At 52.9% G+C, this 14,601-nt stretch carries 12 protein-coding genes; 3 read left to right on the forward strand and 9 right to left on the reverse strand.

All coding sequences use genetic code 11. The features are described 5' to 3' along the window. Positions 1-97 precede the first annotated feature (97 nt). Positions 98-1,144 (forward strand): PLP-dependent cysteine synthase family protein, encoded by a 1,047-nt coding sequence (locus AWR26_RS19470; protein ID WP_064568168.1) that lies wholly within the window; start codon positions 98-100, stop codon positions 1,142-1,144. A 41-nt stretch (positions 1,145-1,185) separates the two neighbouring features. Here AWR26_RS19470 and cof read toward each other — a convergent pair whose 3' ends face one another. Further along, a complete protein-coding gene (gene cof / locus AWR26_RS19475; protein WP_064569067.1) occupies positions 1,186-2,004 on the reverse strand; it encodes an HMP-PP phosphatase in 819 nt (272 codons plus the stop codon). Positions 2,005-2,104: 100 nt separating this feature from the next. Between cof and AWR26_RS19480 the strand changes: the two genes are divergently transcribed. Together AWR26_RS19480 and queC are read left to right on the forward strand one after the other, a co-directional pair. Next, a complete protein-coding gene (locus AWR26_RS19480; protein ID WP_064568169.1) occupies positions 2,105-3,802 on the forward strand; it encodes an SgrR family transcriptional regulator in 1,698 nt (565 codons plus the stop codon). A gap of 66 nt (positions 3,803-3,868) precedes the next feature. Next, positions 3,869-4,564, forward strand: a complete 696-nt coding sequence (gene queC / locus AWR26_RS19485) for a 7-cyano-7-deazaguanine synthase QueC (RefSeq protein ID WP_043954609.1) — start codon at positions 3,869-3,871, stop codon at positions 4,562-4,564. Between the two features lie 109 nt (positions 4,565-4,673). Here the strand turns inward: queC and AWR26_RS19490 are convergent, their stop codons facing one another. The 8 genes from AWR26_RS19490 to tig all read right to left on the reverse strand — a co-directional run bounded on the left by AWR26_RS19490 (position 4,674) and on the right by tig (position 14,429). Further along, positions 4,674-5,081 carry a YbgC/FadM family acyl-CoA thioesterase gene (locus AWR26_RS19490; protein WP_064568170.1) on the reverse strand — a complete coding sequence of 136 codons (408 nt, stop codon included), beginning with the start codon at positions 5,079-5,081 and terminating at the stop codon, positions 4,674-4,676. A 98-nt stretch (positions 5,082-5,179) separates the two neighbouring features. Further along, entirely contained in the window at positions 5,180-5,560 is a 381-nt protein-coding gene (locus AWR26_RS19495; protein ID WP_064568171.1) for a helix-hairpin-helix domain-containing protein, read from the reverse strand. A 156-nt stretch (positions 5,561-5,716) separates the two neighbouring features. Then, complete coding sequence (gene ppiD, locus AWR26_RS19500) at positions 5,717-7,588, reverse strand: peptidylprolyl isomerase (RefSeq protein ID WP_064568172.1); 1,872 nt, start codon at positions 7,586-7,588, stop codon at positions 5,717-5,719. A gap of 209 nt (positions 7,589-7,797) precedes the next feature. After that, complete coding sequence (hupB, locus tag AWR26_RS19505; protein WP_007373541.1) at positions 7,798-8,070, reverse strand: nucleoid-associated protein HU-beta; 273 nt, start codon at positions 8,068-8,070, stop codon at positions 7,798-7,800. A 210-nt stretch (positions 8,071-8,280) separates the two neighbouring features. Further along, positions 8,281-10,635 carry an endopeptidase La gene (lon, locus tag AWR26_RS19510; protein ID WP_043954616.1) on the reverse strand — a complete coding sequence of 785 codons (2,355 nt, stop codon included), beginning with the start codon at positions 10,633-10,635 and terminating at the stop codon, positions 8,281-8,283. 183 nt (positions 10,636-10,818) lie between these two features. Further along, positions 10,819-12,093: an ATP-dependent protease ATP-binding subunit ClpX gene (clpX, locus tag AWR26_RS19515; RefSeq protein ID WP_043954617.1), complete on the reverse strand. Its 1,275-nt coding sequence runs from the start codon at positions 12,091-12,093 to the stop codon at positions 10,819-10,821. Between the two features lie 128 nt (positions 12,094-12,221). Continuing rightward, positions 12,222-12,845, reverse strand: a complete 624-nt coding sequence (clpP, locus tag AWR26_RS19520) for an ATP-dependent Clp endopeptidase proteolytic subunit ClpP (RefSeq protein WP_007373538.1) — start codon at positions 12,843-12,845, stop codon at positions 12,222-12,224. 285 nt (positions 12,846-13,130) lie between these two features. Continuing rightward, entirely contained in the window at positions 13,131-14,429 is a 1,299-nt protein-coding gene (gene tig, locus AWR26_RS19525) for a trigger factor (protein WP_007373537.1), read from the reverse strand. Between the last annotated feature and the right edge of the window lie 172 nt (positions 14,430-14,601).

A 14,601-nucleotide genomic window follows, 5' to 3' on the forward strand; every position in this document is an offset into this window, starting at 1 on the left:
ATTTTTCTCTTTATAGTCTAATGCAAAGGCTAAATGGCAACCCTTTTTTCTTTTACTTTCGCTAGACTGGGCACAAAATGACAAACGGATAACCGCCATGAATTGCAATTGGGTCAAATACGCTATCAACGAAATTAACGCCGATGCACAGCGTTCTGCGGATACGCACCTTATTCGCCTGATGCTGCCAGCTTTTCCGGGAATCAATCTCTATCTGAAAGATGAAAGCACGCATCCGACCGGTAGCCTGAAACACCGGCTGGCACGCTCATTGTTCCTGTATGGTTTGTGTAACGGTTGGATCAAAGAAGGCACGACCATTATTGAGGCCTCATCCGGTTCAACTGCCGTCTCCGAAGCCTGGTTCGCACGGTTGTTGGGGCTGCCCTTTATCGCGGTCATGCCTTACTGCACCGCTAAACGCAAAATCGAGCAGATCGAGTTTTATGGCGGCCGCTGCCATTTTGTTGACAGCGCCTGTGAGATCTATGCGGAATCGGAACGGCTGGCAAAAGAGCTGAACGGACATTATATGGATCAGTTCACGTTTGCTGAACGTGCAACCGACTGGCGCGGCAACAACAATATTGCCGACAGTATCTTCCGTCAGATGAAAAATGAGCCACATCCGGTGCCGGATTACATTGTGATGAGTGCAGGCACCGGCGGCACCTCAGCGACCATTGGCCGCTATATTCGCAGCCAGGGCTACGGCACGCAGTTGATGGTCGTGGATCCGGAAAACTCGGTGTTCCTTGATTACTGGCAGCAGCGCGACGCCAGCCTGCGCAGCACAACAGGCAGCAAAATCGAAGGGATTGGCCGTCCGCGCGTGGAACCTTCTTTTATTGCCGACGTGGTGGATGAGATGCTGCGGGTTCCCGATGCCGCCAGTGTGGCAACGGCGCAGTGGCTGGAAACGCAAATCGGCCGCAAAGTGGGCGCCTCCACCGGTACCAATATGTGGGGCGCGCTACAGCTTGCCGCGCGGATGCGCGACGAAGGACGCAGCGGTTCTATCGTGACGTTGCTGTGTGACAGCGGCGAGCGGTATCTGGAAACCTACTACAATCCGCAATGGGTGGCGGCAAACATCGGCGATATCGATCCCTGGCGCGCGGAAATCGCCCGTCTGACAGCATAAAAAAAGCCGGGTAAAAACCCGGCTTGCTGGAAAAATCTTTTTCATTCGGGGGAATAAGGAAGATTAGGTGTGTCCAGCCAGTGCAGCAAAAAGTGTGATACTGCCTGATTACGGCAGTGCCCAATAACCGGTAGATGCGGCAGCGCTTCCCGTAACTGCGGCATGGCGTTGCCCATGATCATGCCGTGCCCCACGCTTTCAAGCATCTCTCTGTCATTCATCGCGTCGCCAAACGCCATGCAATCCTGCAACGTCAACCCCAGCGACAGGCTCAGCGCCGCCAGCGCGGAACCTTTGTTACAGCCTGGCGGCAGGATTTCCAGACAATCGGTGGCAGAAAAACACAAGTGCGCGCGCGCTCCCAGCGCCTCATTCAGTTGAATGCGCAGGCGGCAGAGATCGTCATGATCGCCGACAAAACAGATCTTAGTCACATCATGAGCTGGCAAGCGCCTGAGATCGGCCAGTTGATAGGAAAAACCGCTGAGCAGATGCGCCTCCAGCAACTCTGGCAGCGCATTATCCGTCAACCAGCCGGAATCATTGAATACGTGAACAGTCGCGCGGGTATCCCATGTGCTGTGCAGAACAAGCTCCGCCACTTCCGGGTTCAGATCCTGACGGAACAGTAGCTCGCCTTCCTGCGAATGGATGCGCGTTCCGTTACCGGTTATTAAAAAAGCATCCAGTGCCAGGCTGCCGATCAGACTACGCATCTCCAGCGCATGTCGCCCGGTGGCAAAAGTCAGGGTGATATCCCGTTCGCGCAGACGCTGGAGCGCGGTGACCGTTTGTTCGCCTAAACGGTGGTCGGGCATTAACAGGGTGCCATCCATGTCAAAAGCAGCCAAACGCGCCATCATCTTTTCTCCGGTTATGTCTCATTCACAGTTGCGTTCCAGTATTACGTGAGATATACGGAAGTAATAGTGAATAGATGATAAATATTGTTCCGGGTTTATGCGACTCCTCAATCGGCTCAATCAGTACCAACGCCTGTGGCAGATTTCTGCCGGGGAAACACAATCCGCCAGCGTAACCGAACTGGCGGCACACTGTTTTTGCAGCGAGCGGCATATGCGCACACTGCTGCGCCAGATGCAGGACGCTGGCTGGCTGCGCTGGCAAGCGCAATCCGGACGGGGTAAACGCGGTGAGCTGCAGTTGCTGGTCACGCCGGAATCGATACGCAGTGAGATGCTCGAACAGGCGCTCAATACCGGCCAGCAGCAGAACGCACTGGCGCTGGCGCAAATTGCACCGGATGATCTGCGCACATTGCTGAATCCGTTTCTCGGCGGCTTGTGGCAAAACGAAACGCCAACCCTGCGCATTCCCTACTATCGCCCGCTTGATCCCCTCGTTCCCGGTTTTCTTCCCGGACGCGCGGAACAGCATCTTGCCGGGCAGATCTTCAGCGGGCTGACACGTTTTGTCCGTCACAGCATTCAACCGCAGGGCGATTTGGCGCATCACTGGGATGTGAGCGAAGACGGTTTGTGCTGGCGATTCCATTTGCATGCCACGCTGCACTGGCATAACGGTGATACCGTCACGGCTGCGCAGTTGCAGGAGAGCCTGCATCGACTGCTGCAATTGCCGGCGTTGCAAACGTTATTTTCCAGCGTCGCGAGCATTGAAATCACGCATCCCTGGTGTCTGACATTCAAACTGCACCGCCCGGATTTCTGGCTGCCGTACCGGCTTGCCAGCTACGGTAGCCGTCTGGCACATCCGCAGCAGCCTATGGTCGGTACCGGGCCGTTTCGCCTGGTCACGTACAGCCGCGAACTGGTCCGGCTCGAGAGTCACGACCACTATCATCTTGGGCATCCATTCCTGAAGGCGGTGGAGTTCTGGATCACGCCACAGTTGTTTGAGCAGGATTTAGGCACCAGTTGCCGGCATCCGGTACAAATTGCCATTGGCGAGCCGGATGAGCTTCGTCACCTGCAACCCGTCAGTAACGGCATCAGCCTTGGGTTTTGTTATCTTGCCCAGCGACCTGGCGCACGATTGAGCCCGGCGCAGTCGCGCCGTCTGGTACAGATTATCCATCACACCTCGCTGGTACAGACGCTGCCGCTTGACGAGAATCTGATCACGCCCAGCCGTGAGCTCTTACCCGGCTGGCAAATGCCTGAATGGCCAGACGAACAGGTTCCACTGCCAGCGAAACTCACCCTGCTCTACCATTTACCGGTGGAACTGCACATCATGGCGGAGCAACTCAGGCTTTATCTCGCCACGCTCGGCTGTGAACTGACGGTCATTTTCCACGACGGCAAAAACTGGGATGGCTGTACCCAGCTTGCGACTGCAGATTTGATGATGGGAGACCGGCTGATTGGCGAAACGCCGGAATATACCCTTGAGCAGTGGATACGTTGCGACCCGCTATGGCCTAACCTGCTTAGTGCGCCGCAATTCGCGCATTTGCAGGCAACGCTGGATGCCGTGCAGCGCCAGGCGAATGAGCGGGAGCGTTACCAGGCGCTGCACGATGTGTTCAATACGCTGATGGATAATGCCACGCTCACACCGCTGTTTAATTACCAGTACCGTATCAGCGCACCGCCAGGCGTGGAAGGGATCCATCTGAATACGCGCGGCTGGTTTGACTTTGCCGAAGCGTGGCTTCCCGCCCCGGCGCGGTGAAGAAGCTGGTCGCTGTCAGCGGCACGCGCTACCATAGCGTTTTATTCGCGATTGTCAGGAAGAACTATGAAACGTGCCGTTGTCGTGTTCAGTGGCGGACAAGACTCCACAACTTGCCTGGTGCAGGCATTGCAGCAGTATGACGAAGTGCATTGCGTCACCTTTGATTACGGCCAGCGCCACCGCGCAGAGATCGACGTTGCCCGCGAACTGGCGTTAACGCTGGGCGCCCGTGCGCACAAAGTGCTGGATGTCACCTTGCTTAATGAACTGGCGGTCAGCAGCCTGACACGCGACAGCATTCCGGTGCCGGACTATGAGCCTGATGCCACCGGTATTCCAAATACCTTCGTGCCGGGGCGTAATATTCTGTTTCTGACGCTGGCGGCAGTGTATGCATATCAAGTGCAGGCTGAAGCCGTGATCACTGGCGTTTGTGAAACCGATTTTTCCGGTTATCCGGATTGCCGCGATGAGTTTGTTAAAGCTCTTAACCATGCGGTCAATCTTGGCCTGGCGAAAGATATCCGCTTTGAAACCCCGCTGATGTGGATCAATAAAGCCGAAACCTGGGCGCTGGCAGATTATTGGGGCAAACTGGATTTGGTACGTAGCGAAACGCTGACCTGCTATAACGGCATTAAAGGCGATGGCTGCGGCCATTGCGCAGCCTGCAACCTGCGCGCCAACGGCCTGCAACATTACCTCGCGGATAAAAGCGGCGTGATGGCAGCCATGAAACAGAAAACCGGATTGAAATAAAAAGCACTCACCGGTATCTGTGCCGGATGGGCGCTAACGCTCATCCGGTTTGCAATCTCGCCGGGCAGCGGTTTTGTCTTTTCCGGTTTTCGCCAGCCCGCTTTTACTATTAATCGCCTGCGCGGATCATATTCTCCAGTTTTTCCCGCAGTTCCCCTTCTAATGCCAGCGCCTTCTGGCTTTTCAGATCGATGCAGACAAATGTCACCAACGCATCAGCAACCACCTGTCCTTCCGGTTCCAGCGTGACGATCTGGCTTAAAACGCCGCTTTTACCGTTGATCTGCTGTACATGGCTGGTGACAGTAAGCAAATCACCGAGCACCGCCGGACGGCGATAGTTGATATTGATGTTCACCACCACGAAAGCAATGTTATTGGCCGTCATCCATTTAAAGCTGTCGTTATTCTCAAGCCCGTCCCAGCGAGCCTCTTCGAGAAACTCCAGATAGCGAGCATTATTGACGTGCTGGTAAACATCGAGATGAAAACCGCGAACTTTGATTTGTGTCTGCATAGCGCTTTAACCTTTACCGTTTATTGTTATAGAGACAGAGAGATCATAACTGGTATGACCTCTCTATTCTGGCAAAGATTAGCGACTACGCAAGCGCCTTACAGTTTCAAGTGCGCCAGATTACGTTCCACCAGCGTACCGCCCATACCTGGCACCTGCTTGAGATCGTCGAGCGTTTTAAACGGGCCATACTCGTCGCGATAACTGACTATCGCCTGAGCTTTCTTAATGCCGACACCGCTCATCACCTGCGCAAGCTCTTCCGCACTGGCGCTGTTAATACTTACCCGCGTGCCGCCCCCTTCATCAGCGTTGGTCGCCATATCCTGTACTTTTGCTTTGCCTGCTGAAGCATTTTCACTTTTGTTCAGCGAGAGCGGTGCTTTCTCTGCGGCTGCCGGAGCGGCCAGCGCGCTGTAACTCAGCGACGCGCAGGCAACGCTCAGAGTAATAATCAGTGCTTTGATTCCATGTTTCATGCTGTTTTCTCCTTTGTTTTCAATGTGAGGCAACAATAAACAGAAGCCGGAATAGGGGCAAAGGACAAAACGCAGAAATGGAAAAGGCCGCGAAAGCGGCCTTTGTGAATTGCAAAATTTTGCTTTTTTTTGGGAGACGCTTCGCGCCTTTACCCGTTACTGCTGTTCAGCGATCGTGCCGAGTTTGATTTTGGCTTCTTTGCGCAGGTTGCTCATCAGCGCTTCAAAAGCGATCTGCGCGTTGTTCTGCGTGATGCCTTTAACCATCGCTTCTTTCTGTGCATCCGGCATGGTGCCTGCTTTTACTTCGTCCAACGCCAGAACCACAACGTTACCCTGCTGATCGGTCGTCGAGCCGAAAGACGGTTTATCTTTTTCCGGCAGCGGCAGATTAAACGCAGCCTGACTTACCGGATCCTGGCCTGTACGTGCCAGCGTTTTCGCCTCGCCAAAGCTCAGACCCGCGGCTTTCAACGCATCGTTGCCTTTGCCCGCTTTCAGCTCAGACACCAGTTTTTCTGCATCCATCTTCGCCTGCTGCTCAGCTTTGTTGTGCTTCACAATGTCGGTAACCTGCGCTTTCACTTCAGCCAGCGGTTTGATGGCTTCCGCTTTGTGATCGGTGATACGCAGTACAAACGCGCGATCGCCATCAACAGTGATGATATCGGAGTTGCTGCCCGGCGCGCCGTTCTGCCCCACCAGACCGCCATTGAAAATCGCGTCGCTCACCGGTTTGAAGTTCAACTCTTCCGGCAGAGTATCGCGACCAAACCAGCCCGTTTGCACCGCTTTCGCGCCTGCGGCCTGTTCTGCGCCAGCCAGAGATTCATTATCGTTGCTCGCAGCTTCGCTCACTTTCTGTTGCAGTGCATACCAGGCGTCCAGCGCTTTTTCCTGTTTCACTTTGGCAGCCAGTTCATCGTGCACTTCGCTGAGCGGTTTCACCTGCGCAGGCTGGATATCATCAAGACGCGCAACCAGGAACCCCACAGAAGATTTGATAACGCCGGAAAGCTGGCCTTTCTCTTTCAGACCGGCATTTTTCAGTTCATCCGGCGTGGTGCCCTCTTCCAGCCAGCCCATATCACCGCCGTTGCGGGCAGAGATAATGTCGGTGGATTTCGCTTTCGCGATGGTGGCGAAATCAGCACCTTTGTTCAGCTCATCAAGCACGGCTTTAGCGTCGTCTTCCGTTTTTGTCTGGATGACGCTGTAGCGGTTGCGCTGCGGCTTAGTGAACTGATCCTGATGCTGATCGTAGTAAGCCTGAATCTCTGCATCGCTGGCATTTTCCTGCATCGCAGTAGCATCAAGTTTGATGTAGCTTACGCGGAACTGCTCCGGCGCAATGAAACGGCTCTTGTTCTGATCGTAGTAGCTGGTGACTTCGTCATCGCTGGCTGTCTGCTTCGCTGCCAGTGCGTTCACATCGATCACCGCCTGGCGAACAACACGCTGCTGAGCAACCAGCGCCGCCAGTTCGTCGGTCTCGCCTTTAAGCATAAAATCAGTACCGGCAACAGCGTTGATAAGCTGCTGGGAGGTTAACTGGTTACGCAGCGCCTGCGCGTATTGATCGGCGCTCATGCCCATCTGATTGACGATGGCATTAAAGCGATTGTTGTCGAATTTGCCGTTAGCCTGGAAAGCCTGAGTGGAAAAAATGGCCTTCTTCACTTGCTCGTCGCTAATGCCGAGGTGCAGCTTTTTGGCGTACTGGTCCAGCAGCGCTTCATCAATCATGCGATTGAGCACTTGCTGGCGCACGGATTTCATGTAATTTTCGTTGGCAGCCAGTTCAGAGAACTGATCGCCCAACTGCTGCGCCATACGATTGCGCTCACTGGTCACCGCATTTTCAAACTGCGAACGGCTAATTTCCTGACCGTTAACTTCTGCGGCATAATTATTGTTACCGCCAATCAGGTAGTTACCCACGCCAGTCAAAATGAATGACACGATAATCAAACCCAGAATGATCTTGAGCACGACGTGATTTGCCGCCGCGCGTAAATTGTCCATCATGGTGTAACAACACTCCGCTGTAGGTGACTTTAGATCTCAGGCAGCAAGAGTTGCCCGCTGCGTGTAAGCGCGTATTTTGACAAGAAACCGGCGCAATTGTTAGCCCACAACATGCAGAAACTCGTACAAAGTAAGAATTCGCAAATAAAAAAAGGCACATCTCGCGATGCGCCTTGTATTTTCTTACTCTCCCCACACGGGGAAAGTAATCAGTTTACTGCGTCTTTCAGCGCTTTACCTGCGCGGAACCCTGGTACTTTAGCCGCAGCGATAGTGATTTCTTTGCCGGTCTGTGGGTTACGGCCAGTACGTGCAGCACGTTCTTTAACCGCGAAAGTCCCGAAACCTACCAATGCTACGTCGTCCCCGGATTTCAAAGATTCAGTAACAGAAGCAATTAAAGCATCTAACGCACGTCCTGCAGCAGCTTTGGAAATATCAGCACCTGCGGCAATCTTGTCAATCAGCTGAGATTTGTTCACTCTTCTCTTCCTCTCTTTATAATTTATATCGCACCTGAATCCTTCGCAGTGCGACCGCGCAGCAGTTATATCAGGCCTGTCATGCCCTTACAACACCAGTTGATGATGACACACCCAACCAGCAATCTAAATTAGCTATACAAAAAAAGGCTGGCAAGTACGAAATCACTCACCAGCCTTGTTTTTATCAACGCACTTTGCGCGAGGTCACTATTTTGCCGTCACGACTTGCATACCAAAGGGTTCGTTCTGCAACGCAAGGCTGAGAACTTCTTCGATACGCTTAACCGGATGGATATCCAAATCGGCCACAACGTTGTCCGGAATCTCTTCCAGGTCACGTTTGTTTTCGTAAGGAATCAGAACAGTCTTAATGCCCCCACGGTGCGCCGCTAACAGTTTTTCCTTCAGACCACCAATTGGCAGTACCTGGCCACGCAGGGTAATTTCACCCGTCATTGCCACGTCTGCGCGAACCGGGTTACCGGTCAGGCAGGAAACCAGCGCGGTACACATTGCGATACCAGCACTCGGACCATCTTTCGGCGTTGCGCCTTCCGGTACATGAACGTGGATATCGCGTTTTTCATAGAAATCGCCATTGATGCCGAGTTTCTCCGCACGGGCGCGAACAACGGTCAGCGCCGCCTGGATAGATTCCTGCATCACTTCGCCGAGCGAACCGGTATACGTCAGCTTACCTTTGCCCGGAACGCAGGCGGTTTCAATGGTCAGCAGATCGCCGCCCACTTCCGTCCACGCCAGCCCCGTCACTTGACCGACACGGTTTTCATCATCCGCGCGACCATAATCAAAGCGCTGAACACCCAGGTAGTCATGCAGGTTATCGCCGTTGATCTCAATGTGCTTCAGCGACGGATCCAGCAGCAGTTGTTTCACCGCCTTGCGGCACAGTTTGGAGATTTCGCGCTCCAGACCACGCACGCCAGCTTCACGGGTGTAGTAACGAATGATGCCGACGATTGCGCTGTCATCAACGGTCAACTCGCTCTCTTTCAGCGCGTTACGCTCAATCTGTTTGGTCAACAGGTGACGTTTTGCAATGTTCAGTTTTTCGTCTTCGGTGTAACCGGAAAGACGGATCACTTCCATACGATCCAGCAACGGTGCTGGAATATTCATGGAGTTCGAGGTCGCGACAAACATCACATCGCTGAGATCGTAATCCACTTCCAGGTAGTGATCGCTGAAGGCGACGTTCTGTTCCGGATCCAGTACTTCCAGCAGCGCCGAAGCCGGATCGCCGCGCATATCGGACGACATTTTGTCGATCTCATCGAGCAGGAACAGCGGGTTTTTCACACCCACTTTCGCCATCTTCTGGATCAGTTTACCCGGCATAGAACCGATGTAGGTACGGCGGTGACCGCGGATTTCCGCTTCGTCACGCACGCCGCCCAGCGCCATGCGGATGTATTTACGCCCGGTGGCTTTGGCAATCGATTGACCCAGAGAGGTTTTCCCCACCCCCGGAGGCCCAACCAGACACAGGATCGGCCCTTTCAGCTTGTTCATACGGCTCTGCACCGCAAGATACTCAAGGATACGATCTTTCACGCGCTCAAGGCCGTAATGGTCGGTATCGAGGATCTCCTGCGCCTGGCGAAGGTCTTTTTTGACCTTACTGCGCGCGTTCCACGGCACCTGCACCATCCATTCGATATAGCCGCGCACGACGGTCGCTTCCGCTGACATTGGCGACATCATTTTCAGCTTCTGCAGCTCGGATTCGGCTTTCTCTTTCGCCTCTTTCGGCATTTTTGCCGCATCGATTTTGCGTTTCAGCGCTTCGTTTTCGTCCGGCGCATCATCCATTTCACCCAGCTCTTTCTGAATGGCTTTCATTTGCTCATTCAGGTAGTACTCGCGCTGAGATTTTTCCATCTGCTTTTTAACGCGGTTGCGAATACGTTTCTCAACCTGGAGCAGATCGATTTCAGATTCCATCATCGCCATCAGATATTCCAGACGTTCATTAACGTCGGACATCTCCAGAACAGACTGTTTATCAGCCAGTTTCAGCGGCATATGGGCAGCGATGGTATCAGCCAGACGTGCGGGATCGTCAATGCTGTTCAGCGAAGTCAGCACTTCCGGCGGAATTTTTTTGTTCAGTTTGATATAGCCTTCAAACTGGCTGATCGCCGTACGTACCAGCACTTCCTGCTCGCGCTCGTCGATAGCCGGCGAGTCGAGATATTCCGCTTTTGCAGAGAAGTGCTCGCCATCGTCGGCAAGCGTGGTAATGCGCGCGCGCTGCAACCCCTCGACCAGCACTTTTACAGTGCCATCAGGCAGCTTCAGCATCTGCAGAATAGACGCCACGGTCCCGACGGTGAAAAGATCGTTTACACCCGGCTCATCCGTTGACGCTTCTTTCTGCGCAACCAGCATGATTTTTTTATCATGGTCCATGGCCGCTTCCAGACAACGGATCGATTTTTCCCGTCCAACAAATAAGGGAATGACCATGTGCGGATAAACCACCACATCGCGCAACGGCAATACGGGGATTTCAATGCGTTCAGAACGCTCAGGATTCATAGAGCTCTCTCTTAGTTTAAAGTCCGCCAGGTAATCAGGTGACGTGACTGTGCAACACGCACCATTAACATGTAAAGCAGTATATGGGGATGTTTCCCACACATTCAACGGCGGGAATACGGAAAAATAGAAGGGGAGATAAAATCCCCCCTTTTTGGTTAACTGATTGTAAGAATTGGTGAATTATTCGCCAGATGCCTGCTGTGCTTCCGGTTTGCCGTAAATCAGCAGCGGTTTGCTTTGGCCAGCGATAACCGACTCGTCAATGACCACTTTCTCAACATCTTCCATCGACGGCAGATCGTACATGGTATCGAGCAGAGCAGCTTCTACAATGGAACGCAGGCCACGAGCACCGGTTTTGCGCACCATTGCTTTCTTGGCGATCGCATCCAGGGCTTCGTCGCGGAACTCAAGATCCACACCTTCCAGATTGAACAGCGCCTGATACTGCTTGGTCAGCGCATTTTTCGGCTCTTTCAGGATTTGAATCAGCGCTTCTTCGCTCAGCTCGCTCAGCGTCGCCACCACCGGCAGACGGCCGATGAACTCAGGAATCAGACCAAATTTGATCAAATCTTCCGGCTCAACCTGCGCCAGCAGCTCGCCTTCGTTGGCTTTTTCAGATTTGCCTTTCACCGTCGCGCCGAAGCCAATGCCCGACCCGGTTTCAACACGGTGGGAAATCACTTTGTCGAGACCAGCAAATGCGCCGCCGCAAATGAACAGGATTTTCGAGGTATCAACCTGCAAAAACTCCTGCTGCGGGTGCTTACGTCCACCCTGCGGCGGAACCGCAGCCACAGTGCCTTCAATCAGTTTCAGCAACGCCTGCTGCACGCCTTCACCGGAAACATCACGCGTAATTGACGGGTTGTCGGATTTACGGGAGATCTTGTCGATCTCATCGATGTAAACAATTCCGCGCTGCGCTTTCTGCACATCGTAGTCGCATTTTTGCAGCAGTTTCTGAATGATATTTTCGACGTCTTCCCCCACGTAACCGGCTTCGGTCAACGTAGTGGCATCCGCCATAGTGAACGGCACATCCAGCAAACGCGCCAGCGTTTCAGCCAGCAGCGTCTTACCGGAACCGGTCGGCCCAATTAGCAGAATGTTACTTTTGCCCAGTTCAACGCCATTGCTGGTATCGCCATTGCGCAGGCGTTTGTAGTGGTTATAGACCGCCACTGCCAGCACTTTTTTCGCCTGTTCCTGGCCAATGACATAGTCATCCAGATGGTGGCGGATTTCGTGCGGGGTCGGCAGCGCGCTGCGCTCGCGATGCGGCGCAACTTCTTTAATCTCTTCGCGAATAATGTCGTTACACAGATCCACACATTCGTCGCAGATATACACGGACGGCCCGGCGATCAGCTTACGCACTTCATGCTGGCTTTTGCCGCAAAAAGAGCAATACAACAGTTTGCCCGAACCATCTTTGCGTTTATCTGTCATGAGTCAAAACCTCTTAATCTGTTCTTTGTGCCGCACATGACGACGCAAATGCCATTCCAGGCGCAAAACGTTACTCAAACATAATGCCGCTTGCATCACATAGTATAGCGGCACATGCAATCTGAGCATTAGTTACGATGGGTTAAAATTGAGTCAACCAGACCGTAATCCACAGCTTCTTGCGCAGCAAGGAAGCGGTCACGTTCGGTATCACGTTCAATTTGCTCTAAAGATTGACCCGTGTGATGCGCCATAAGTTCATTCATACGGCCTTTCACTTTCAGGATTTCGCGAGCGTGAATTTCGATATCCGTCGCCTGGCCCTGGTAGCCGCCCAGCGGCTGGTGAATCATCACACGTGAATTCGGCAGGCAGAAACGCTTGCCTTTTGCGCCCGCCGTCAGCAGAAATGCGCCCATTGACGCGGCCTGACCCATACAAATGGTACTGACGTCCGGCTTAATAAATTGCATGGTGTCGTAAATCGACATCCCGGCAGTAATCACGCCGCCCGGAGAGTTAATATACAGGTAAATGTCTTTTTCCGGATTTTCCGCTTCCAGAAAGAGCATTTGAGCCACAATCAGGTTTGCCATATGGTCTTCGACCTGGCCGGTGAGAAAAATCACGCGTTCCTTGAGAAGACGGGAGTAGATATCGAAAGAGCGCTCACCGCGTGAGGTCTGTTCAATAACCATTGGCACCAGAGCCATATGGGGTGCAAAGTTATCTCGTTCGCCGCTGTATGACATTTCCGTCTCCTGGATAAAAAAATAAACTAACCTGCTTTACTGATTGTACTTGAGTGAGCGGGATCTGACTATGACCCCTCACGGACGGATTATCAGCCAGAGCCTTTACTGCCAGTACCCTCTTTAGTGGGGATGGCCAAGCCTGTTTTCAAGCATAACAATCTTTTGCTGTTACGCTAATACTGAAACGCTCTTTTAGCACACATCTGTAAATGTCAATACGATAAAAAAAGCCCGCCACCAGCAGGTGACGGGCTTATTACATTTCGCTAACGCTGAAGCCGATTAAGCCTGTTGGTTCATCAGTTCGTTAAAGGAAGTGGCTTTCTCAGTCACTTTCGCTTTTTCCAGAACCGCTTCAACCGCTTGTTCTTCCAGCGCTACGTTACGCATGTTGTCCATCAGCTCTTTGTTTTTGCTGTAGAACTCGATCACTTCTTTCGGATCTTCGTAAGCAGACGCCATCTCTTCGATCAGGCCTTTTACGCGCTCTTCGTCAGCTTTCAGCTCGTGGGTGCGAATCACTTCGCCCAGCAGCAGACCAACCACAACGCGGCGTTTTGCCTGCTCTTCGAACAGTTCGCGCGGCAGCTCCAGAGCCTGTTTCTCGTTACCGCCAAAACGCTGTGCAGCCTGACGACGCAGAACGTCGATTTCGCTGTCGATCAGTGCAGCAGGAACGTCGATCTCGTTCGCTTTCACCAGGCCTTCGATCGCCTGAGATTTAACACGGTTACGCACTGCGCCTTTCAGCTCGCGTTCCATATTTTTACGCACTTCGGCGCGCAGACCAGCAACAGAACCATCTTCAACGCCGAAACGTTTGATAAATTCTTCAGTCAGTTCCGGCAGCTCACGCTCTTCAACTTTCTTCAGGTTGATGACGAACTTAGCTGCTTTACCTTTCAGGTTTTCTGCGTGGTATTCTTCCGGGAAGGTCACGTCGATGGTGAATTCTTCACCCGCTTTGTGGCCTTTGATACCGTCTTCGAAGCCCGGGATCATACGACCCTGGCCCATCGCCAGTACGAAATCAGTCGCTTTGCCGCCTTCGAACTCTTCACCGTCAACAGAACCGGTGAAATCAACAGTGACACGATCTTCCGCATCAGCAGCGCCGTCTTTGTCTTTCCAGGTCGCCTGCTGCTTACGCAGAGTGTCCAGCATGGTATCGACATCAGCGTCAGTCACTTCAACAACCGGTTTTTCAACTTCGATGGTGTCCAGCGCTTTCAGCTCAACTTCCGGGTACACTTCGAACTCTACCGCGTAGGTGAAGTCTTCGCCCAATTTGTATTCGCCCGGAACGTAGTTCGGCGCGCCAGCCGGATTGATTTTTTCCTGGATGATCGCGTCGATAAAGTTGCGGCTCATCAGGTCGCCCAGCACATCCTGGCGAACAGAAGCGCCATAACGCTGAGCAACGACGTTCATCGGTACTTTACCCTTACGGAAGCCGTCAATACGCACTTTCTTCGCTACGTTGACCAGCTCGCTCTTCACAGCGGTCTCGATGCTGTCAGCAGCGATTGTAATCGTTACACGGCGCCCAAGGCCCTGAGTGGTTTCAACTGAAACTTGCATCTTGTTACCTCAAAAAATCACAGTGCTCGGTCAACTCTACTCTGCGAAGCAAACCTTTTCGCTTTGCAGAACCGGGATGTTCTCTCCAATCAGAAAACACATTCCCTGTCGTCAGAAGCATCCCGAAGACATTCCGAAAAATAAGACGCAGCATTATAGCGGCATCACAGAT

Source organism: Kosakonia oryzae (assembly GCF_001658025.2).
GTDB lineage: Bacteria > Pseudomonadota > Gammaproteobacteria > Enterobacterales > Enterobacteriaceae > Kosakonia > Kosakonia oryzae.

Bases quoted from the DNA above. Each gene is read 5' to 3' on its own strand.
- AWR26_RS19470 (WP_064568168.1), top strand. From the start codon at position 98: ATGAATTGCAATTGGGTCAAATACGCTATCAACGAAATTAACGCCGAT.
- cof (WP_064569067.1), bottom strand. From the start codon at position 2,004: ATGGCGCGTTTGGCTGCTTTTGACATGGATGGCACCCTGTTAATGCCC.
- AWR26_RS19480 (WP_064568169.1), top strand. From the start codon at position 2,105: ATGCGACTCCTCAATCGGCTCAATCAGTACCAACGCCTGTGGCAGATT.
- queC (WP_043954609.1), top strand. From the start codon at position 3,869: ATGAAACGTGCCGTTGTCGTGTTCAGTGGCGGACAAGACTCCACAACT.
- AWR26_RS19490 (WP_064568170.1), bottom strand. From the start codon at position 5,081: ATGCAGACACAAATCAAAGTTCGCGGTTTTCATCTCGATGTTTACCAG.
- AWR26_RS19495 (WP_064568171.1), bottom strand. From the start codon at position 5,560: ATGAAACATGGAATCAAAGCACTGATTATTACTCTGAGCGTTGCCTGC.
- ppiD (WP_064568172.1), bottom strand. From the start codon at position 7,588: ATGATGGACAATTTACGCGCGGCGGCAAATCACGTCGTGCTCAAGATC.
- lon (WP_043954616.1), bottom strand. From the start codon at position 10,635: ATGAATCCTGAGCGTTCTGAACGCATTGAAATCCCCGTATTGCCGTTG.
- clpX (WP_043954617.1), bottom strand. From the start codon at position 12,093: ATGACAGATAAACGCAAAGATGGTTCGGGCAAACTGTTGTATTGCTCT.
- clpP (WP_007373538.1), bottom strand. From the start codon at position 12,845: ATGTCATACAGCGGCGAACGAGATAACTTTGCACCCCATATGGCTCTG.
- tig (WP_007373537.1), bottom strand. From the start codon at position 14,429: ATGCAAGTTTCAGTTGAAACCACTCAGGGCCTTGGGCGCCGTGTAACG.